Source organism: Phytomonospora endophytica (assembly GCF_014202425.1).
Classification (GTDB): Bacteria; Actinomycetota; Actinomycetes; order Mycobacteriales; family Micromonosporaceae; genus Phytomonospora; species Phytomonospora endophytica.
The window spans coordinates 21,517-41,834 of the sequence record NZ_JACHGT010000014.1 but is presented as its reverse complement, the minus strand read 5'-3'; the positions used below and the strand labels follow the sequence as shown (position 1 = coordinate 41,834).

The following is a 20,318-nucleotide window of genomic DNA, read 5'->3' as shown; positions in this document are numbered from 1 at the left end:
CTCGCCGGGATCGCCGCCGTTGGGCGCTACGGCGTTCGAGGATGTCGCGCGGCGTGCCGCTCGTAGCCTCGTGGTCGTTCAGAGGGTGAGCCCGGCCGCGATGGTGTTCGCCCAATGCCGGTAGCCGATCGCCGAGGGGTGGAATCCGTCCCGCGCGAAGAAGCCGGCCGGGAGCGGGGCTCCGTCGGTACTGGTCAGCCAGGTCGCGTGCGACCGGGCGGCACAGACCTCGCGGGCGGCGGAGTCGACGGCGGCGGCCCGGGAGGCGAGATAGCGCGCGAGGACGCCCGGCAGCGAGGGGAACATCGTGAACGGTGGGACCCCGACGACCACGACACGCTCGGCCCGCAGGCCGTCCACGATGGCGGCCAGGTCGGCGGCCCAGTCGGCGACCGGCCTGCGTCCCAGCACGTCGTTGGCGCCGGCGAGCAGGACGGCGATGTCGGCGGTGGTCTCCAGCCGCGGGAGCACCCGGTGCCGGATGCGCAGGGCCGTGGCCCCGTAGACGCCCGCCACCTCCCACTCGACCGGGCGGCCGGTGCGTTCGCCGATCGCGGCGGCGAAGGAGCCCGCGAAGGCCTCCTCGTGGTTGTCGGCGCCGCATCCGGCGGCCGTGGACTCACCGAGCACGGCGAGTCTCAGCGGTGTGCCCGCCCTGGTCCCGGAGCGGCCGGTCGTCGGCCCGCCTGCCGGTGAGAGCCGCTCGATGCGGGAGCGCGCCCATATCCCCTGGACGGCGACGACGGGCAGCAGCAAAGGGTTCATCGGCTCTCCTCGGTGGCGCGCAGTCTGGCGACGGCCTCGCGGCTTCCCCCGGTCAGATCGGCCCCCACGGCCTGGAGCACCAGCACCAGCGTGCCGCTGGCGAAGAAGTCGGCGACCTCCTCGGCGGTGGCTCCCGAGGAGTCCTGGACCTCGGCCAGGACTCCGGCGATCAGCGCGCGGCACCGCGCGGCGATCACTTCGTCGTGTCTCGCGGCGGCCAGGGCCTGGAACAGCAGACCCCCGGCGACCCCGTCGCCGACGGTCTCCCGGAACCCCTCCCCCATCGTGATGAAGGGGTCCCCCGGAGCGATGGCGGCGTTCTCGGCGAAGACCTTGCGGACCCGGGCCTCCAGCTCGTCGAGGCAGGCCAGGAAGAACTCCCGCTTGCCGCCGAACAGCCGGAAGACGTAGGGCTGGGAGACGCCGATCTCGTCGGCCACCTGCTGCACGGCCGCCGTGGAGGGCCCGAGCGCGGCGATGATCCGCATCCCGGCGGCGACGGCGTCGGCACGTCGGTGGTCGGCGCTGCGGCGCTTGGGGGGCATGGCGAGATCGTCACATAAGTAAGTGGTTACTTACAAGTGGAAGTGGGGCGGTCCACAAAGGATGGGAAGCGCCGGGGCATGGGGCAGGTGTGCGCGGCGCACATGGAGAACCATCCCGTTCAGGGTGCGACGGGACGGTCCTGCGTGCCCGGGTTGACGCCGCGCCGCACTCCGCTCGCCGGTGTCTCGAAGCTGCGGCGAGCGCGGCACGTGGTTCCCACCCTCGCACCCGAGCCATATCCGCGCGCGAGCGACACTGCGGGACAGTTTCCCAGGCACTGCTCATGACAACCGCATCGAGACATAGGACCCGAAGCCCGCGCGCCGGGCGAACGTGACCGGCCGTCGCCGGTACTCCTCGAACCCGAGCTTGGCGTAGAGCCCGAGTGCCGCGGCGTTGGTGTCCTTGATGTCGCGCAGCACGAAGGTGTCGAAGCCCGGGACGGCGATCAAGTCCCGCATGAGCGCCGTGGCCACGCCGCGTCCCCGGTGTGCCGGGGCGGTGGCGACGAAACCGATCTCGGCGAGCCCGGGACGGGCCTCGTCGGGGACGCCGAGGAACTGGCTGCGGATGACCAGGTGGCTGATGGTGCCGTGGATCGCGCCGAGGTGGCGGCGCAGTTCGGCTCGGCGGGGCGCGAAGCACTCCTGCGTTCCGGTGGTGAGCGAGGCGACGCCCGCGGGTTCGCCGTCGACGAGGGCGACGTGGAAGCGGGGCAGGAGGAGCATGTGCTCGAAGGCGGCGGCGAGGCGTTCGGGGTCCTTGGAGAAGTACGCGAAGTCCTTGGCGAAGCCTTCGACGAGGACCTCGGTGATCGCGCGCCGGTGGCGCTCGCCGAGTTCGTCGCCGCGTACGACCTTGATCATGTGTCGCGTCCTTCCGTGAGGATTCTCAGCACCGTGGCGGCGTCGGGGGCGGTGAACTCGCCGCGCAGGGCGAGGCGCATGGAGGTGAGGCCGCCGAGGGTGGCGAAGAAGCAGGTGGTGAGGCGGGCGGGGTCGCCTGTGCCGAAGCCGCCGCTGTCTTGCCCGCGGCGGACGAGGTCTTCGAAGGAGCGCCACATCGCCCGGTGGGCGACGAGGAGCCGTGCGCGGGTGCCGGGCGGGCTGTCGACGGTGACGGCGTGGTCGAGCACGACGACGAACTCGGCGGCGCCGTCGTCGGCGAGGACGCCCGAGAGGTAGCGGCGGGTGAAGGCGGTGACCAGGTCGAGGGGCCGGCCCGGCCCGGCGAGCTCGGTGGCGAGGTCGGCGAGGCCTGCGACGCCCTGGTCGAGGAGCTCGGTGTGGAGTGCCTCCTTGGAGTCGTAGTGGCGGTAGATCGAGCCGGTGCTCAGGCCGGTCTCCTCGGCGATGTCGCGGATCGCGGTGGCCGCGAAGCCCCGGCGCGCGAAGACGCGCACGGCGCCGCCGAGGATCGTCTCGCGGGTGGCCGCCCGCAGGGCGGCGTTCTGTTCGGGGGTGCGTGCCACGAGCCCTCCGTCGAACTATGAAATGAACGAATGTTCATTCTACTCGGCGCGGGAGTCGGGCTCTTCCGCACCCGGCGAGTCAAGACGGGTGCGAGGACGGCCTACGGTGACCCACCTCCGGTGGACCGCCGGGGTGATCTCCGTGCGACCGGCTCGTCGTCAGGGACGCCGCTGAGGCGCGCAGCACGCCACCGCGCAAGGAGCACCGTCCACGGTGCAGCCGGCCGCCGGGAAGTCCGACAGTTTGCGCGCGGGGGCGCCGTCGGTGTGCTCGCGGATCAGCTCCACGACCATCTCGGCGAACCTTGGATCGGTGTCGGGTCCGGTCGACCGCGCGAAGGCCATGCCGTGCTCGGCGGCGCGCTCGGCGGCCTCGTTGTCGAGGTCCCACACGACTTCGAGGTGGTCGGAGACGAATCCGATCGGGCAGACCACGACACCGGGCACACCCTTGTCGTGCAGCGCGTCGATGTGGTCGACGATGTCGGGCTCCAGCCACGGAATCCGCGGCGGACCCGATCGCGACTGCCACACCACGTCGTAGTCGGCCAGGCCGATCTCGGCGGCCACGAGCCGTGCGGCCTCGCCGATCTGGCGCGAGTAGCGGCGCCCGCCCTCGTCCGGCGGGCCCGAGGCCACGTCGGCCGCCTCGGGCACCGAATGCGCCGTGAAGACCGTCCGCACGCCCGGCGCATCGCCCAGGGAGGCGTGCGCGGCCCGCACCGCGTCGGCCACCGACGCCACGAACAACGGGTGGTCGAAGAACTGCCGCAGCTTCACCAGACGCGGCGCACCCGCACCGCACGCCGCGCGAGCACGCGCGATGTCCTCGTCGTACTGGCGGCACGCCGAGTACCCACCGAAGGCGCTGGTCGGAAACACCAGCACCTCACGGGCACCCGAGGCCGCGAGACCGGCGACGGCGTCTTCGACGTAGGGGTCCCAGTTGCGGTTCCCGAACACCACGGGCAGGTCGAGACCCTCATCGGCCAGCCGGGCCTCGACCGCGGCGATCGCCGCGCGGTTCAGCGCGTTGATCGGCGACACACCCCCGAAGTGGTGGTAGTGCTCGGCGACGGCCTCCAGCCGCTCGCGCGGGACACCGCGGCCCCTGGTCACGTTCTCAAGGAAGGGCAACACGTCCTCAGGGCCCTCCGGCCCACCGAACGAAAGCCACAGCAGGGCGTCGTACCGCATCAGACGATCATGCCGCTCGTTCCTGAGCGGTGTCGCATCGGGCCAGCGGGCAGCCCCGATCACTCCCAGAGGCTGGAGTTGGTCTCGTCCAGCTCGCCGGGGCGTGCGGTGGTGACACAGAAGGGCAGACCGGCCGGGTCGCGCACGATCCACAGGTGGGCGACGCGACGGACGCGCGTGGCGCCGAGAGCTTCCAGGCGCGCCACCTCGGCGTCGACGTCGTCGGTGTGGACGTCAAGGTGGACGCGCGGCTGTCCGCTGTCGAGCTTCTGGACGAGAAGGCCGAAGTCGACCGACCGGTCGTGCGGGTCGCCGACACCCACGCCATGACGAGCGACGCGGTCGTGGTGGGCGCCGGGCATAACGGACTGGTCGCGGCGAATGTGCCGGCCGACGCCGGCTGGGACGTCACCGTCCTGGAGGCCAGCCAGCGGCCCGGCGGAGGCGTACGCAGTGCCGAGATCACCGCCCCGGGCTTCCACTCCGACCTGTGCAGCGCGCTCTACCCCTTCGCCGCGGCCTCCCCGGTCTTCGCGTGACTCGAACTGCACCGCTACGGCCCGCGCTTGCGCCACGCGCCCGACGTGCTCGCCCACGCCCTGCCCGACGGCCGCTCGGCGGTCCTCAGCCGCGACCTCGACCGTACGGCCGCCTCGGTCGACGCCTTCGCCCCCGGCGACGGGGACGCCTGGCGGCGGATGTTCGCCGAGTGGCGCCGGATCGCCGAACCCGTCCTGGACGCCCTGTTCACGCCCTTCCCGCCCATGCGGTCCGTCGCCGCCCTCACCGAACATGGCTACCCATCCCGCGGGCGTCCACCCCCGCTGAGCACCGGCGATACCGGTCAGGCCGGGGTTGGCGGGCGTGATGGCCGAAGGCCCTTGCCGTGGCCGGCGCGCATGCGTAAAGCGATGGCGATCAACTCTTCGTGTTCGTAGGCTGACGGTAGGGCCGCGGGATCCGGCGGCCGAGCAACCATCGATGCCTCCGAAAGGACGAGCTCATGGGCGACAACATCGAACCCCCGGCACGGGTGCCACCGCTTGAAGGGGTTCTGCTGGATCAGTCCGACAGCGAGGTGCGGTTCCAGACCGACGCCGGAACGTGGCTGTTCCGCCGTGACGACGTGGTGGCCATCGTCGACAGGGAGGGCGGGGACCGCTCGGACGGACCGCGTTCGGTCTGTCTGGAGGTTCGGGCCGGAGCCGAGGCGGAGTTCAGCCAGAAGGTGCGCATCGAGGTCACCGAGCGGCCGATGACCACGTCCGAGGACTTGCCGATATCGGCCGGTCACGAGGAGCTCGGAGAACTCACCCGGGCCTGGGCGGTACGCCTGTACGGCTCGGCCGACATGGACCTCATGCTCGCCGAGGCGATGTCCTGGACTTCGAACGCGACGATGACCGGCACCTGCGGTGGCGGTGGCTGGGTGGACGACTACCAGACGTCCGACAGTCTCGACTGAGGCGGGCGTGATGACCGGCGGCGATGTCGTGATCGTTACCGAGCGAGACGACATGCACGCCGCGGCGATGGCCGCCGTGCTGCGCCGAGATCACGGCATCACACCGGTGCGCCTGGATCAGCGGGACTTCCCGGCCGATCTGGGCTCCTTCCACATCGGCACGGGTGCACCGGCCCGTCGGACACTCGGCGACCTGCGGCTCGACGATGTCCGTTCGGTGTGGTGGCGCCGACCGCATCACAGCGTGGTACCGGTGAGCGCGCAGACCGACGACGACGTCTTCCGTCAGGCCGAGTGCGACGGTTTCGCGCAGGGCGTGCTCTGGTCGCTTCCCGCCCGTTGGGTCAACGATCCCCGGGCTGAGCGCTTCGCCGTGCGCAAGGTGGTCCAGCTGGAGGCCGCGGTCCGCGCAGGGCTCGCCGTCCCGGAGACGCTCGTGACCAACGACCCCGATGCCGCCGAGGAGTTCATCGGCTCGCGGCCGGGCAAGGTGATCTACAAGCGGACCGGCACCGGACGCGCGGCGTTTTCCGAGACACGGCTCTTCGCCGAGGCCGACCGGCGGCGGCTGTCGACGATTCGGGCGGCACCGACGACATTCCAGGACTACGTGGAGGCCGAGGCCGACCTTCGCGTCGCCTGGGTCGCCGGCCGCGAACTGACCGTGCGCATCGATTCCCAGTCCGGGATCGGCAAGGTCGACTCGCGGCTGGACACCTCGGTCACCTTCGCCCCGTTCGACCTGCCCGGCTCTGTGAGCGTGACACTCACGACGCTGATGGAGTCGCTGGGACTGGTGTTCGGCGTCGTGGACGTTCGTCTCGGCGTCGACGGCGAGTTCTATTTCCTGGAGGTCAACACGCAGGGCCAGTTCGCCTACATGGAGATCAAGGCCGGAGTGCCGATCTTCGGTGCTCTGGCGGGCCTGCTCGTCAACGGACCCGGTTAGAACGCCGTGCGCCGCGTTGATCGCGTCGGCTCCACCGTCGTTCGGTGGCTCATCCGACACGCGGCAGGGTGGAGAGGCGGGCGTTTTCGACGGTGTAGTGCCGCCCGTGGTGGTCGACGGAAACATGTGCCCGCCCGCCCCGGTCGCGACGTTTCGGCCCGGCTCACTGCGGGAACGAAAAAGGTGAAGGGACGTGATCTGAATGGACAGGCACTTCATCGACACCGTGGAGGCCTACGGCAACGGCTACGCCGATCCGCGCCGCGTGGCGGGGCGTCTCCTGCCCGGCGTCGAGGTCATCTCGCCTCACGAGTGCATCCCGGGGATCTGCCGCATCGACCACGACGAGTCCGGTGAGAGCCCGCAGGACACCGGCATGACCGCCGGCGACCCGATGCCCGCCGCTCCCCCACTCCACGAGCACGCGTCGCGCTGAGTCTGCGACGAGACCTGGCACACAGACTCCGAGGCCAGAGGGCCCCACTGGTGAGAAGTAGCATGCGGCGTGACCACTCCCTACTGGACGCGCCCGGAGCCGCCGTACTACGTCACCGTCTTCACGATCACGCCCAGCGGCGTCGATCCCGACGGCTACGCGGCGATGAACGACCGCATGATCGAACTCGCCGAGCAGCAGCCCGGCTACCTCGGGCGCGAGTCGACGCTCCTCGCCGACGGCAGCGACCTGACGGTCATCTACTACACCGACGCCGAGTCCATCCGTGCCTGGCAGCAGCATCCCGAGCACCTTGAGGCGCAGCGGCTCGGGAGGGAGAAGTGGCTGGCGCGATACCGCGTCGAGATCGCCCGGGTGGAGCGCGCCTATGAGTTCACGGCATCGGAGCAGCCGGGCTCCGGCTGACGATTCGGCGCCGCCTGGAGCGCGCACAGAAACGCTCGGCGAACAGCACATCCGGGCGCCCGGTGCGCATCGGCGCCGAACGGCCAGAACCGTTTCTGCCGGGCAACGCCTCCCGGCGGAACGGCGTGTCCTGTGTGTCGATGGTGATTCACAACCGGGGGGACCGGATGTTGCGAATCCACTTCAGCCGCGATGACCTCATGCGCACTCGACTGGCCGCACGCGCCGATCCACTCTGGGACCTGATGCTGGCCGTCCACATGATCCGCGGACAGCCCGGCGACCTGCTGCACTCCGGCTGGCGGCGGCAGGCCGTCGCCGCCCTGCGACGTGGCGGCATGTCCGGCCGGCTCGGGCTCCTGTCGGCCCTCGTCCCGACCCTCGGGTACTTCCCCGACTTCCTGAACCCGCCCGAAGCCGCCACAGGACTCGCCCACGGCCTTGAGGCGATCCGGTCGACCCCGATCCGCACCCTCACCCGCGAGCTCGCGCGACTCGACGTGAAGGCCACCGCCCGCGCCGACGTCAGACTGCTCGCCTCGGGCGACCCGCGTGCCCTGGCCGTGCTCACCGACGGCATCTCCGCCTTCCACGCGGCGGCGATCGCCCCGCACCAGCGGGAACTCGACAAGGCGGTCAACGCCGACCTCACGGCACGCGCCGCCGCCTTGGCCGAGAACGGCGTCGAAGGCCTGTTCGGCAGCCTGCATCCCATGGCGACGTGGTCGGCCGGTGAACTGCGGATACCCGGCCACCCGCACCAGGTCATCGAGCTGCGCGGCCGCGGTTTGACACTCGTCCCGTCCGCCTTCTGCGTCCGGCACCCGATGACCCTCTTCGACGAGGGCCTGCCGCCGGTACTGGTCTATCCGGTCGCGCCCGCGACAGGCGCGTTAGCGCCCGGGAACACCGGTCTCCACGCTCTCATCGGCACCACCCGCGCCGCCGTCCTCGACGCGATCGGCACCGGCTGCGGCACCACCGAACTCGCCGCCCGCGCCGGAGTCGCACCCGCCTCGGCCAGCGAGCACGCCGCCGTCCTGCGCGCCGCCGGCCTGATCACCAGCCACCGCGACCGCAACCGCATGCTGCACCGCCTCACGGGCATGGGACGGGCACTGCTGGAGGGGCCGTGAGGGGCGGCTGGGCCCGGCCGCGAGGCCGGGGGTCGAGACATTCGGGTCAGGTCGAAACGCCCCGAAGGTTCCTCGCGAAGCGCGGAGGCTCGACACATCCAAGACACCCCAGGGGGAGAAGACAAATGCGCAACAGCATCAAAGCACTGCTGACGGCGACGGTCGCGGTCATGATCGGAGCCGGGGCGATGACCGGCCCGGCCGAGGCCAGCGTGAGCCAGGGCTGGGTCGCCGCCACCACCAACTGGCTCGGCGACGACTGGGACGATGAAGGCGAAGTGTCGAGGAACTCGCACGCCTACAGCGGCGCGACCGGCCTGTGGCAGGCGGTGCTCTGGGCCGACGGAGCGATCGAGAGCAACGGCACGCGCTACGACGCCGAGGACATCGACTGCGAGTTCGGTCCCAACACCGAGGCCGCGACCAGGAGCTGGCAGCGGACGACCGGCGGCCTGTCCGTCGACGGGCAGGCCGGTCCACGCACCTGGACCGCCGCCGGCGATCACCTGGTCCTCGACGGCTGGTACGAGGACGCGGCGATCGTCAAATACGTCGGCCGCTACGGCGGCCGCAGCTTCCGGGTGTACCGCTTTCCTCTGGACGGCTCGTCCACGGCGGGCGCGTACTTCACGGTCGCCTGGGACTGGAGCTACTTCACGTACGACTACAAGCCGAGCCATTGCGCCGGCGTCCCCGGGGTCCTAGCGTCCTGACCCCGACGAGGGCTTCCTGCTCGACGTAAGGGAAACGCCCCCGGCGAGACGGGTCGCCGGGGGCGACCTGCGCGTCCACGCCGCATTCACCACCCCGATCCCCTGGTCCGCATGCGATAGCTTGGCCAGATGCCCCCGGCGTACCTCGGCATCGACTTCGGCACCTCCCATACCGTCGCGGTGCTGCGCCGTGGCGATGGGCGCGTCGAGACGCTGGTGTTCGACGGTTCGCCCTTGCTGCCCTCGGGCGTCTATCTCGCAGCCGACGGCTCTTTGAGTGTCGGGGTGGACGCGGCGCACTCGGCGCGTCTCGACCCCTCGCGCTTCGAGCCGAACCCGAAACGGCGTGTCGAGGACGGCTCGATCCCGCTCGGAGGCGGCGATGTCGCGGTCATCGACGTCTTCGCGGCGGTGCTCGGTCGGGTGCGCGAGGAGTGCGTCGAGATTCCGGCGATGGTCTGTCTGACGCACCCGGCGACGTGGGGTCCGGCGCGGCGGCGGGTGCTGAAAGCGGCGGCGGCCAAGGCCGGGTTAACCAATGTTCTGCTGCTCCCCGAACCGGTTGCGGCGGCCAGGTACCACCTCACCGAAGGCCATCGGGATGTTCCGATCGGGTCCTGTGTGGTCGTGTACGACTTCGGTGGCGGGTCCTTCGACGTCAGCGTCGTACGGCGCACCACCGACGGCTTCGAGCTGCTCGCGGCGAGCGGTCTCGACGACCTCGGCGGCGTCGACATCGACGACGCGATCGTGCGCTACCTGCGCGACCGCAGCGGCGACTCCCCGCTGTGGCAACGCTTGCTGGGCGCGGCGACGCCGGACGACCGGCGGCATCTGCGCACCTTCCGCGACGACGTTCGCCTGGCCAGGGAACGCCTGTCGCGACGGACCACGACGCAGCTGCACATCCCCGTCCTGGACACCGACGTGCCCCTCACCCGGGCCGAACTGGAGCGGATCGCCACGCCGATGCTCGCCCGAGCGGTGTCGATGGCGCAGAGCCTCATCGACGCCTCGGCGCCGCCGGACGCGATCGCCGAGGTCGTTCTCACCGGCGGGGCGAGCCGGATGCCCTTGGTGGCGACACTTCTGCGCCGGGTAGCGGTTCCGACGATCAGCGGGCACGTCGAGCGGGCCGTCGCGTACGGAGCGATCATCGGCAACGCGGGCGCCGCGCCCATGCTCACGCCGCCTGTACGACGGCCGCTGGTGCCCGTGGTCAAGCCGGTCCCTCCGACGCGGCCGATGATCGTCTCCTTACTCATTCCCTTGTGGATCCTGGAGGTCGCCGGCGGACTGTTCGCCGACCTGGACCACTCCCCCACCAGCCGCCTGGCGTCGCTGTACCTGCCGGCCATGCTCGCCGTGGCGTGCTCCTTCGTCCTCCTGCGTGTTCGTCGCGCCTGGACCTATGTGACCTTGCTCGTGATCCAGTTCTGCTACATCGCCGCCAACCTCTTCGGCGGCATCCAGTCCACCTTCGAGGAGGAGTCGGCGGCCACCCTCCCCTTCCATGTGCCGCACGTGACACTCGGGCTGCTCGGGGCGCTGGCGCTCGCTTCGGCCTCGGCACGCCGGTGGTTCCGCTTCACCGTGCCCCGGCGCCGGTACCTGCGCTGGATCCCGGCGTCGGCGTTCGCGACCGGGCTGTTGCTGGTGGCCTCGGGTGCCGTGCTGTTCCTGCCGAGTTCCGGCAGCCTGCCGACGGGGCTTGCGAACCGCCCGCCGGGGGCTGTCACCGGCGGGGTGATCGACGTGCCGGAGCCGCTGTCCTGGCTGCGCACGGCGGTCTTGAACGGTCGAACGGTCGTCGTCGGCGCGACCGGCGACGGCCGTGTGGAGATCTGGGACGCCGAGAGCGGCGAGTCGCTCGGTGGATTCGACGCCGACGTCCACGGGCCGGTGAGCCACTTCGACACCCTTCCCGGCGCGAACGGACCGGTCGCGATCATCGCCTGGGAAGGCGACGGCGAGCAGATCGTGATCCATGACCTCGCCGGTGGCGGGCGGCGGTGCGGGATCGCCTCGGACGCCGACCTGGGCGTCCCGACGTCCGGTCTTCTCGCCGGCGGCGCGGTCGTGGTCTACAAGAACGGTGACCGGATTCAAAGCCGGGACGTCGAGGACTGCACGCTGCGCCTCGACTACGCCGTGGACTTCGCGCCCGCCAACATCGTCTACCGCCACGGCAACACCTCGAACGACCAGGCACGCATTCACGGCTATGCGGGATCCACCGTCACCGCGCCCCGGAACCCGGACACCGGTGCTCCCAAAACCGGCGGAGATTTCACCGCCTCGGAGCCGGTGACCTCCATCGGTCTCTTCTACGACGGGAGCCTCGCGGTCGGGACCGCGTCGGGTTTCACGCACTGGAATCCCGCGACCGGTCAGCGCGGCGACGTCGCCGTCGACGGCGGCATCCTGGGCACGATCGCCGTTCCGGAGTACGGGGAGCGCCTCTATGTCGCCTACCGGTCGGGGCGGGGACTGCGGATCTGGGATCTGCAGGAGCAGCGCGAGATCGCCGCCGCCGACATCGATCCGGCCGGCCCGCCCGTCCCGCTCACCTTCTTCCTGGAGCAGTCGCGCAGGGGTTTTCGTCTCTATCTGCTCGCCGCCTTCGACGCCACGGTCCACGTCATCGAGGTCGCGGCCTGAACGGGCCGGGGAAGCACACCAAGCGGCTCTGGGTGGCACAAATCCACGGCCCCCGCCCCGCGTGGGAGCGGCCCGATCAAGGCGCGTGCCGCTGACCCGCCAGAATGTCGGGGGCGGAAGGGCCGCCGCGGTGCGGGAAGCGTTGCCCCACTGTCGCCGCACACGACCGGAGGCCAGCAGATGGCAGACGACGACTTCCTGGAGATGATCGAGTCCGAGGTGGCCCGCGATCCGCGGAACCTCGCGCTGCGGGAGGACTTCATCACGCTGCTGCTGCGGTCGGATCCCGATCGCGCCGCCGTCGAACTGGCCGCCTTCGAGGCCGGTGGGGGCGATCCCGCCCGGGTGCGGGTGCTGCGAGCGCGTGTCCTGGCCGCGCGGCTGCGCGGCGGCACCAGCGCGCCGCCGACGGCGCCGATCCGCGCCCCGTCAAACGCCGACGCCGAGGACGGGGTACCCGACCTGTGGGACGCCGAACGGCCGACCGTGACACTGGCCGACGTCGCCGGGCTCGGTGAGGTCAAGAAGCACCTCGACACGACGTTCCTCGCCCCGCTGCGTAACCCCGAGCTGGCGGCGGCGTTCGGGCAGACGCCCGGCGGTTCGCTGTTGATGTACGGCCCGCCCGGCTGCGGCAAGACCTTCATCGCCCGGGCGATCGCCGGCGACCTCGGGGCCTCCTTCATCCACGTCACCCTCCCCGAGCTGCTCAGCAAATGGATCGGCGACAGCGAGAAGGCGATCCACACGGTGTTCCGTAACGCCAGGGCCGCCGCGCCCTGCGTGATCTTCTTCGACGAGTTCGATGCCCTCGGCGGGCGGCGCACCTCCGGTGGGGGCGGGGCGCATGCGATGCGGATGATCGTGACGCAGCTGCTCGAAGAACTCGACGGGGTGTCGAGCGTCAACGACGGCGTCTACTTCCTGGCCGCGACGAACCGGCCGTGGGACATCGATCCGGCGCTTCGCCGTCCCGGCCGCATCGACAAGACCGTCCTGGTGCTGCCGCCCGACACCGCCGCACGCACCGCGATCCTCGAAGGCGACCTCAAGGGCAAGCCCGCCGACGGCGTCGACCTGGCCCGGGTGGCCGCAGCGACCGAGGGATTCTCCGGTGCCGACATCGCCCACGTCGTCAAGGTCGCGCTGCAGCAGGCGCTCACCGCGTCGATGGAGGCGGGCGCCGTCGTCCCGGTGACGACGGCGGACCTGCTGGCCGTGGCCGGAGGTGTCACGCCGTCGACGGCGTCGTGGTTCGACCAAGTGGCGCCGGTCCTGGAGTACGGGGCCGACGACGGGACCTTCGCGCAGCTGCGCGCCTACCGGGTGAAGCGAGGAATGCGATGAGCCGCACCGAGGAGATGGGTCCGCTGGAGCGCGACGTGCGGCTCGGCTGGACCCTGTACTCGGCACAGCCGGACAACCCCGAGGTCGGCAGGATCGCGCTGCGCGTCCTGGCCGAGCATCCGTGGGTCAGCGGTATGCGGATCCTGCTGGCCAAGCACCGCTACGCCTGCGGTGAGGTCGCCGAGGCCCGTGAGCTGCTGCTGGGCGTCGTGGGTCTGCACGACGAGCAGTCGCTGGGCGCGGCCCGCGAACTCGTCATCCTCGAACACCACCAGGACGACAACGCCGAGGCGTTGCGCTGGGCCGCGTTCGTGCTCCGCGAGCGGCAGGACCGCTGGCGCGACTGGATGGATCTGGGTGGGATGACCGCCCTGACCGGGAGCTTCGAGGAGGGGTGGGGGCTGCTGGACAAGGCGGTGGAGATGTGCGCGCGCACCGAGGCCGACGCGCTGCCGATGGCGCTGGTGCGCCGTGCGCTGTTCCTGCTGCAGAGCCTGGCGCCGCCGGAGCGGTTCATCCCCGCCGCCGAGGAGGCCGTGCGCGCGGCACCGGCCGACGAGGCCATCGGGTCTCCGCTGATCTGGGGTTACCTGCACCAGGGGCGCTTCGGTGACGCTGAGGAGCTGGCGCTGCGCTTGTTGCGTCTCAACCCCACCGATGCGTCGGCGTCGGTGCCGCTGACGATGATTCGCAACATTCGAGCGACCCTGGAAAAGGACGGGCAGACCCTCGGCGACCTGCACCGCACGGGCCTGTTCGAGCGTCTGTGGAAGGAACTGCGCGACCAGCGCCTCGGCCTGGACCTGGCGTCGGCGCTGAACGCGCTCGACGCGGTGATGCCGGCCGAACTACGGGCCACCTTGCTGCCGCCCCTCGATGAGGAGGCCGCCGACGCGGGCGACCTCACCTCCGAAATCGCCGCATGGCACGCCGGGCAGACCCCAGGCGCGGGCCGGGTGTGGGGCCTGCCGGGGGACTTCCGGCTGATGTCGCCCGCGGAGTTCGCGGCGATGGACGCCGCGATCGAGGCCGACCCGGCGTCGTATCCGCAATGGCGGACCGAGGACCTCGGCGAGTACTACAACCAGGTCATGACCGACGACGCCGGCGGCTACCTCGTCGAGCTGATGACGGGTCAGGTGATCATCCGGCGGTCCGGGGCCGACGACGAGCCGGTGGCCGAGAGCCTGTCGGCGTGGTTCTGGGGCCGGGTGGCGGCCTTCGGCGGACGCGACCCGCGGCCCGCGGCCCGGCAGGCCGGTTCGTCGACTGTGGAGGATTGAGCGGTGGGGCGCCGCCGGGCGGCGCCCCACCGTGTCACGACCCGGCGACCATGTCGCCGTCTTCCCAGCTATACACGTGGCTCAAAGTATTGGCATCCGGCGAAAGCCAGAAGATTCCGAGGTCCGCGTCGAGTTCGTCCATCTCGGCGAGGACGTTGGTTTCCCCGTCTCGCGTGATCTGCACGACGGTCAGTGACGGGAAGCTGTCGCCACTGTCGTTCACCGCCGACGACGACCCGTCGAAGCCGACGCTCACCGTCCGGTTGATGGCCGGACCCACCGGTATGACGGAGTTCACCGCGTCGATCGTGAAGGACACACCGGCCCAGCCCGGAGACTCTTCGGTGGTCCACGGACGCACGGGATCGGATTGGTTCGCATACCGGGTCCAGTCCGAGACGTCGACGCTGTTGCCCTCGCCGCACCCGAAGCAAAGGTCGACGGCGGTGTGGCATTCATCTCCCACGCACGTCGGCCACACGACGGTGGTGATCTGCCCCGATGCCGTGTCCCAGAAGACCTTTACCTTGCTCTCCGCCCAGGGGCTCGTCTCGTGACCTCGGTTGTTGCCGTGCCCTTGGAAGATCGGGGGCATGAACCATTCGGCGGCGATGTAGAGGTCGATCATCACGATCCCCTGGTCGGTCGGGGTCGTGTACTGCGAGTCCATCGTCTCGCAGTGGCCGTCTTCGGGGTAAACGGCACAAGCCGACCACAGAAGTGCCGCGGTGTAGTCGTCTTCGCTGTAGTCGGTGTCTTCGCCTTCCCCACCGCCGCCTCCGCTCGACTGCCCGCCGCCGCCACTGCTGGACGCACCGGGACCGCTCTTGCAGCCGGTGGAACTCGCCTGGCATTCGGTCTCGTACAACCCGCTCGGGTCGGCCTTCGTGACCGGGTTGTTCGAGGCGTAGGAGTACCCGTTGAGCTGCTGCGGGTTGGTGTAGGCGCCGATCGGGTCGACCGACATGAACCGCCCCGTCGCGGGGTCGTACTCGCGCGCGCCGACTGTGGTCAGGCCGACTCCTTCGTTGGTGATCCCACCGACGTAGCCCTGCTGCCCGGGCCAGGCGGCCTCGGCGGCCGCGGAGGCCGAGCGGACGTTGCCGAAGGGGTCGTAGCGGCGGACCTTGGCGGTGAGTTTGTCGCCGTTGACGATCCACTGGTTGGTGCCGTGCTGGTCGGTCGCGAACCATTCGATGTCGCCTCGGTCCACACGGGCCCCGACGGTCACGCCGGAGTGCTGGTAGAACCGGGTGGCCTTCACCGTCCCGGTGGCCGCCGAGTAGTTCAACTCGTGACCGGCGACCCAGGCGGTCATGTCACCGTCAGGATCGACGCGCATGACGCGCTGCCCTGCGGCGTCGTCGTAGAAGCGGGTCGTGCCCTCCGTCCCGACGACCGTCTCCAGCCGCCCGGTCGGCGTCCAGGTGTAGGCGTCGGTCTGACCGTCGCGGGTCGCGGTCTTGGTGAAACCGGCCGCGTCGTAGGTGAACCCGGTCGACGTGTCGCCGCCGGTCACCGAGGTCGCGGCGTGCGGGGCGTCGCCGCCTGCGGCCGGGTAGGCGTACTTCTGCTCGGTGCGCCCGGCCGGGTTCCACGTCGTCTCTGAGAGGCGGTTACCGGTCTTGTCGTAGCGGTAGGTCGACCAGTACGCACCCGGTCCGCCGACCACGCCGCCGCTCGGCACGGCCGCACAGGCACCCGTCCCGGCCTGCGCCCACGCCTCGGTGAGGCGCCGCAGGTGGTCGTACTGGAAGCACTGCGTCTCAGGGTCGAGATCGCCGGAGGTGTGCACGGGGTCATCGGTGATGGACAGGATGTTCCCGGCGGCGTCGTAGCGGTAGCTCAGTGCCGCGATGCCGTAGTTGGTGCCCGTGGGTTCTCCCACGGTGTCCTTGTCGAAGTAGAACTGCGCCAGCCGCCCGGTGCCCTCCTCGTACATCCAGGTCTGCCAGGCCCTTCCCGACGTGCCGCCGACCTCGTCGGGGTCTCCGAGTCGCCGTTGGAGGAGTTGTCCGTACGGCGAGTAGACGGCGTGGTCGACGTAGACGTGCCCTTCGCCTTCGTCGTCGCCGTTCGAGGTCAGCTTCGTGGGGCGGCCCATCGCGTCATAGTGGTGGGTCAGGGTCTCCTCGGCCAGGCCTCCCGCGGCTCCCAGGGTCGTGGTCAGCGTCTTGCCGTCGGGGTAGAACGTTGACGACTGGGTGTAGGTCCCGGCGAGTGGGCCGGCGGCCGCGGGCAGTTTCGTGCTGGTGCGTTGGACCTGCCCGTCGTAGGAGTACTTCTCGATCGTGGTCGTCCATGCCTGCCCGTCGACCCAGTGGGTCGCGGTGTGCGGGTGGCCGACGCCTCGGACGGCGCCGTCGTAGGTCCGTTCGATGATCGGCCGGCTCGCGTCGGCCGGTCCGCGCCACACCTTCGTCGGGCGGCCGAGTACGTCGTAGGCGTAGGTGAGGGTCGTGTTGTTGGCGTCGGTGGTCGAGGTGACCTGACCGCCGGCGTTGTAGGTCCGGCTGGACGGTCCGGTGTCGGGGTCGTCGAGGGTGACCTGGCGGCCCCTGATGTCGTAGGTGAAGGACCATTGGTTGCCCGCCGCGTCGGTCACCCGCGAGAGGTCACCATCGGGGGTGTACGCGTAGGTGGTGGCGTCGAATCCGCCCGCGGCACCACGGTCATGGAACTGGCGCAACTCGACGGTGCGGTCTTTCGCGTCGGTGAGAGTCGCCGTGGAGATGCCTCCCTGGGGGGCGATGGTGGTGGTCATCCAGTGGGTGTCGTGGCCGCCGTAGCGGTAGCTCGTCCGCCGGAGCTCGTCGCCTTTGACCACGAAGATCTCATCGGTGACACGGCCGGCGTTGTCGTAGGCGAACTCGGTGCGGGCGACATCGGCGGTGCGGGGTACCCACATCAGCCGATCGGTCGGGCCGGACTCGTTGTTGAAGACCCCGGCGGAGTCGTATCGGGCGCGTCCGTAGGAGTCGTAGACGGTCTGGGTGATGATCCGCCCGCCACTGGTCTGCTTCTGGGTCTGGCGTGCGCGCAGAAGCGAGTCGTAGAGCGCGATCTCGGTCAGATAGGACCCGTCCTGGATCATCGTCTTGGTCGTCACCGCGCTCGGCTCGGTCTGCGAGACGTCGTAGGTGAACAGTTTGCTCGCCGGGACCGTGGCCGGGTCGCGATCGGGCGTCCACACCGCGGTGGCGCGGCCGAGCGCGTCATAGGTGACGACGGTGTCGCGGGCGTTCGGCGCCTCCGTTCGGGTGATGGAGCCCCACGCCGGATCGAGGCGGGTCGTGGTGACGTGCCCGGCGGCGTTGGTGGTCTTCGTCTGGGTGAGGGGTCCGGCACCCGCCGGTGTGTACTCGGTCGTCGTTGCGGCGCCGAGCGCGTCGGTGTCGACGAGCGGACGGCCCAGGTCGTCGAAGGTGGACGTGCCGACCGTGGTGTAGACCGCTTCTCCGTTCCAGGCTTCCAGGGCCTCGGCTTTGGTGATGAGCCCGTGCGTCGGTGCCGCCTTGAGCGAGGTGTGTCCGTCGTAGTAGGCGCGGGCCGCGCCGATGACGTCGGTCGGGCGATTGACCGGCGCCGAGCACGCGACCGACACCGACTCGGTCGTCGCGACCGATGCGAGCAGCCATGCCGTTGTGTTGTCGGTGTAGGTCGTGCGGAGACAGCGTTCGTCGCCGGTCACCGAGACCTCGCCGCCATCGGCGATGGCGGTGACGCGTCCGTAGGCGTCATAGGTGTTCTCGGTGCGGGTCTCGCGCCACTTCGACGGTGAGAGCCTGGTCCGGGAGTCGGTACGCGCGATACCGGTCAGGAACGCCTCCAGTTTGCCTCCGTCGTAGCCGCGGGTGGCCGTCCGGGAGTGCCAGTACCAGTTGGTCTGGGTGGAGATGACGGTGGTGTCGTCGTAGGAGGCGGTCTCCCATGCCATGCCCGCCAGCGCTCGGTGATCGACGGCCACGTCACCTTGGGTGTCGGTGACCGATACCGATCGCTTCTGTCCTCCGGGGAGTTTGTCGCCGTCGAGGCCGCGGTAGTAGCGGGTCCGTGAGCGCAGTTGGGGGGCCGGGTCGGCGGGGTCGCCGGTGAGGGTGACGACCTCGGCGTAACCGCGCCACTGGTTCCAGTCGCGGTCGTCGTCGGGGACGTATTCGGCGTCGTTCCAGGCCCAGAGGGTCTCCGTGCCACCGCCGGCGGTGGAGTACTGGTAGAAGGTCCACACGACGTCACCGCCGCCGGTGGCGTCGGCCTCGGCGATCGAGGTCACGACGTACTTGTGGAAGTAGGTCTCGACGGGATCGGCGAGCCCTTCGGGTGTGTACTTGACCGGATAGCAGCGGCGGGTGTTGTGCTCATGGGCCGAGGGAACGGATCCGGGGCCGCAGTCAGGGTCGGAGTAGTTGATCGTGGTGACGCCGCCGGTCTCGTTGCGGATCGAGGTCAGCCGGGGCCGCCAGACGGTCGGCCAGGCCTCGCCTCGGTCGACCCGGTTGGGGAAGAACATCCCGCCGAATTCGAGGCCGGGCATGCTCGCCGTGCCGCCGATGTGGCCTGTCTGCCGGATGCCCGACAGCCACAGGACGACCTGTTCGGCGTCTCCGTAGTCCTTGAACTCGTGGGTGAGCGCCCAGGAGTCGACCTTGCGGAACCCCGCACCGTCGGCGACATAGGTCGTCACCGCGCTCAACCGCTTGGTGGAGAAGAAACTCGGCGAGTGGGTCTGGCAGCCATCACCCGACTCGCAGTGCAGGTCCCAGGGGGTGTCTGGCCAGTTGTCCTGCTTGGGATCCCCGGCGGAGTCGCGGCAGTCGGTCAGGCAGCGGTCGGCGGTGGTGAACTCGACCTTCGCCGCCGGTCCCGCGCTCGATCCCTCCCGAAGGCCGAGTTCGATACGGGTCGGCCAGCTCTCGCGGGTGTAGTCGGCGGTGGAGTCCTCCGACATCGCCGGGCCGTAGTCGCCTTTGGCGGTCCCGTAGGTGTAGCGGGTCATGTTGCCGTGCACGTCGACGGACTTGTCGAGCAGCCATCGGTAGGCCTGGTCGCAGCGGGAACCCTTGAAATCGCCGGACTTGTGGCAGGCTTCGCCGGAATGGTTGCCGAAGACCGGGACGGTCAGCCGCGACGAGGCCACGGCCGCGAAGTGGTGCGTGGTGCCGTCGGGGGTGGTGACGGTCCACTTCTCGGTGGAGGCCGCTCCGGGCGCCGCGATCGCACCCGAGTGCCGGACGCGCCAGTTCGTGTCGGACGCGGCACGCCACACGCCGGTGTCGTCGTCACGGACGAGGGCGGTGTTGGTGCCCGCCAGCGACAGCGTCACGGCCGGGGAGTCGTCGTCCCAGCAGAGGTCGCCGGTGAGGTCGTCGCCCTGGTTGCCGCTCTCCTCGGGCTCGCTTCCACAGGCGGCGTAGGTCCGCTCGACGAACCCGGTCGAGTAGCTCCAGCCGTCGCCGACCCAGGACGCTTGGTTGTTGGTTCCGGAGGTGCGCCCGTCGTGGGACGCCGAGGAGTAGGCCAGGCTCATCGGCGACGCCGGGCCGGTCGTCGGCGGGACTCGCATCGCGTAGGTGTAGGAGAAGCCGCCGGAGGCACCGCCGTGGGTCCAGGACCCGGCGTGGGAGAGGTCGGTGGCCGACCAGTCGCCGCTCCCGGAGGGTCCGGGCGCGTCGGCCGGGCCGCCGCCCCAGTTGGGGGCGGCGTCGGAGAAGGCCGATCCGGCCCCGGAGACCGGTTCGACGGGGGTGGAGTCGAAGGGCTGGGGGCTGCGCTGGAAGCCGTCGGCGAGCGCCGGGGTGGCGATCAGGACGACGGGTATGAGGGCTGCGGCGATGCCCGCGGCCATGCTCCTTCGGAAGATCTGGACGTGGTTGGCGCCCCGGGTGGGGATGATCTCGGTGGGTTTCGGAGTGATCATGTGCGT

Annotated in this window: 16 protein-coding genes and 1 pseudogene; 10 read left to right on the top strand and 7 right to left on the bottom strand. The window is 70.4% G+C overall.

The window, feature by feature from the left end; genetic code table 11:
• Positions 1-78: 78 nt before the first annotated feature.
• The 6 genes from HNR73_RS28110 to HNR73_RS28085 all read right to left on the bottom strand — a co-directional run bounded on the left by HNR73_RS28110 (position 79) and on the right by HNR73_RS28085 (position 4,341).
• The gene (locus HNR73_RS28110) at positions 79-765 is read right to left on the bottom strand and encodes an SGNH/GDSL hydrolase family protein (protein ID WP_184790672.1); all 687 of its coding nucleotides are present in this window, start codon (positions 763-765) and stop codon (positions 79-81) included.
• Positions 762-1,310, bottom strand: a complete 549-nt coding sequence (locus HNR73_RS28105) for a TetR/AcrR family transcriptional regulator (protein WP_184790671.1) — start codon at positions 1,308-1,310, stop codon at positions 762-764. The genes HNR73_RS28110 and HNR73_RS28105 overlap by 4 nt, the downstream gene beginning before the upstream one ends.
• A gap of 282 nt (positions 1,311-1,592) precedes the next feature.
• Positions 1,593-2,177, bottom strand: coding sequence for a GNAT family N-acetyltransferase (locus HNR73_RS28100; protein ID WP_184790670.1), 585 nt, complete (start codon positions 2,175-2,177; stop codon positions 1,593-1,595).
• Positions 2,174-2,782, bottom strand: a complete 609-nt coding sequence (locus HNR73_RS28095; protein ID WP_184790669.1) for a TetR/AcrR family transcriptional regulator — start codon at positions 2,780-2,782, stop codon at positions 2,174-2,176. The genes HNR73_RS28100 and HNR73_RS28095 overlap by 4 nt, the downstream gene beginning before the upstream one ends.
• Positions 2,783-2,941: 159 nt before the next feature.
• On the bottom strand, positions 2,942-3,979 hold the full coding sequence (locus HNR73_RS28090; protein ID WP_184790668.1) for a ferrochelatase: 1,038 nt from the start codon (positions 3,977-3,979) through the stop codon (positions 2,942-2,944).
• A 59-nt stretch (positions 3,980-4,038) separates the two neighbouring features.
• Entirely contained in the window at positions 4,039-4,341 is a 303-nt protein-coding gene (locus HNR73_RS28085; protein ID WP_184790667.1) for a VOC family protein, read from the bottom strand.
• Here HNR73_RS28085 and HNR73_RS28080 point away from each other — a divergent pair.
• The 10 genes and pseudogenes from HNR73_RS28080 to HNR73_RS28035 all read left to right on the top strand — a co-directional run.
• Positions 4,306-4,764: pseudogene (locus tag HNR73_RS28080) on the top strand (phytoene desaturase family protein); the annotation flags it as partial. The gene HNR73_RS28085 and the pseudogene HNR73_RS28080 sit on opposite strands and share 36 nt — an antisense overlap.
• A 218-nt stretch (positions 4,765-4,982) precedes the next feature.
• A complete protein-coding gene (locus HNR73_RS28075; RefSeq protein ID WP_184790666.1) occupies positions 4,983-5,444 on the top strand; it encodes a hypothetical protein in 462 nt (153 codons plus the stop codon).
• Between the two features lie 10 nt (positions 5,445-5,454).
• Positions 5,455-6,393, top strand: a complete 939-nt coding sequence (locus HNR73_RS28070; RefSeq protein WP_184790665.1) for an MvdC/MvdD family ATP grasp protein — start codon at positions 5,455-5,457, stop codon at positions 6,391-6,393.
• A 202-nt stretch (positions 6,394-6,595) separates the two neighbouring features.
• Positions 6,596-6,829, top strand: a complete 234-nt coding sequence (locus tag HNR73_RS28065; RefSeq protein WP_184790664.1) for a hypothetical protein — start codon at positions 6,596-6,598, stop codon at positions 6,827-6,829.
• A 69-nt stretch (positions 6,830-6,898) separates the two neighbouring features.
• The gene (locus HNR73_RS28060; RefSeq protein ID WP_184790663.1) at positions 6,899-7,255 is read left to right on the top strand and encodes an antibiotic biosynthesis monooxygenase family protein; all 357 of its coding nucleotides are present in this window, start codon (positions 6,899-6,901) and stop codon (positions 7,253-7,255) included.
• 200 nt (positions 7,256-7,455) lie between these two features.
• Positions 7,456-8,391: an ArsR/SmtB family transcription factor gene (locus tag HNR73_RS28055; RefSeq protein ID WP_239122245.1), complete on the top strand. Its 936-nt coding sequence runs from the start codon at positions 7,456-7,458 to the stop codon at positions 8,389-8,391.
• Between the two features lie 125 nt (positions 8,392-8,516).
• Positions 8,517-9,104: a peptidoglycan-binding domain-containing protein gene (locus tag HNR73_RS28050; RefSeq protein ID WP_184790661.1), complete on the top strand. Its 588-nt coding sequence runs from the start codon at positions 8,517-8,519 to the stop codon at positions 9,102-9,104.
• A 129-nt stretch (positions 9,105-9,233) separates the two neighbouring features.
• Complete coding sequence (locus tag HNR73_RS28045; RefSeq protein WP_184790660.1) at positions 9,234-11,765, top strand: Hsp70 family protein; 2,532 nt, start codon at positions 9,234-9,236, stop codon at positions 11,763-11,765.
• A gap of 180 nt (positions 11,766-11,945) precedes the next feature.
• On the top strand, positions 11,946-13,112 hold the full coding sequence (locus tag HNR73_RS28040; protein WP_184790659.1) for an ATP-binding protein: 1,167 nt from the start codon (positions 11,946-11,948) through the stop codon (positions 13,110-13,112).
• Entirely contained in the window at positions 13,109-14,395 is a 1,287-nt protein-coding gene (locus HNR73_RS28035; protein ID WP_184790658.1) for a tetratricopeptide repeat protein, read from the top strand. Before HNR73_RS28040 ends, HNR73_RS28035 begins: the two co-directional genes overlap by 4 nt.
• Positions 14,396-14,429: 34 nt before the next feature.
• On the opposite strand, the gene HNR73_RS40940 is transcribed toward HNR73_RS28035, so the two are convergent.
• Complete coding sequence (locus tag HNR73_RS40940; protein ID WP_184790657.1) at positions 14,430-20,312, bottom strand: RHS repeat domain-containing protein; 5,883 nt, start codon at positions 20,310-20,312, stop codon at positions 14,430-14,432.
• Positions 20,313-20,318 lie beyond the last annotated feature (6 nt).

Excerpts from the sequence above, each read along its gene's own strand:
- HNR73_RS28110 (WP_184790672.1), bottom strand. The coding sequence starts at position 765 with ATGAACCCTTTGCTGCTGCCCGTCGTCGCCGTCCAGGGGATATGGGCG.
- HNR73_RS28105 (WP_184790671.1), bottom strand. The coding sequence starts at position 1,310 with ATGCCCCCCAAGCGCCGCAGCGCCGACCACCGACGTGCCGACGCCGTC.
- HNR73_RS28100 (WP_184790670.1), bottom strand. The coding sequence starts at position 2,177 with ATGATCAAGGTCGTACGCGGCGACGAACTCGGCGAGCGCCACCGGCGC.
- HNR73_RS28090 (WP_184790668.1), bottom strand. The coding sequence starts at position 3,979 with ATGCGGTACGACGCCCTGCTGTGGCTTTCGTTCGGTGGGCCGGAGGGC.
- HNR73_RS28085 (WP_184790667.1), bottom strand. The coding sequence starts at position 4,341 with ATGCCCGGCGCCCACCACGACCGCGTCGCTCGTCATGGCGTGGGTGTC.
- HNR73_RS28075 (WP_184790666.1), top strand. The coding sequence starts at position 4,983 with ATGGGCGACAACATCGAACCCCCGGCACGGGTGCCACCGCTTGAAGGG.
- HNR73_RS28070 (WP_184790665.1), top strand. The coding sequence starts at position 5,455 with ATGACCGGCGGCGATGTCGTGATCGTTACCGAGCGAGACGACATGCAC.
- HNR73_RS28065 (WP_184790664.1), top strand. The coding sequence starts at position 6,596 with ATGGACAGGCACTTCATCGACACCGTGGAGGCCTACGGCAACGGCTAC.
- HNR73_RS28055 (WP_239122245.1), top strand. The coding sequence starts at position 7,456 with ATGCGCACTCGACTGGCCGCACGCGCCGATCCACTCTGGGACCTGATG.
- HNR73_RS28050 (WP_184790661.1), top strand. The coding sequence starts at position 8,517 with ATGCGCAACAGCATCAAAGCACTGCTGACGGCGACGGTCGCGGTCATG.
- HNR73_RS28045 (WP_184790660.1), top strand. The coding sequence starts at position 9,234 with ATGCCCCCGGCGTACCTCGGCATCGACTTCGGCACCTCCCATACCGTC.
- HNR73_RS28040 (WP_184790659.1), top strand. The coding sequence starts at position 11,946 with ATGGCAGACGACGACTTCCTGGAGATGATCGAGTCCGAGGTGGCCCGC.
- HNR73_RS28035 (WP_184790658.1), top strand. The coding sequence starts at position 13,109 with ATGAGCCGCACCGAGGAGATGGGTCCGCTGGAGCGCGACGTGCGGCTC.
- HNR73_RS40940 (WP_184790657.1), bottom strand. The coding sequence starts at position 20,312 with ATGATCACTCCGAAACCCACCGAGATCATCCCCACCCGGGGCGCCAAC.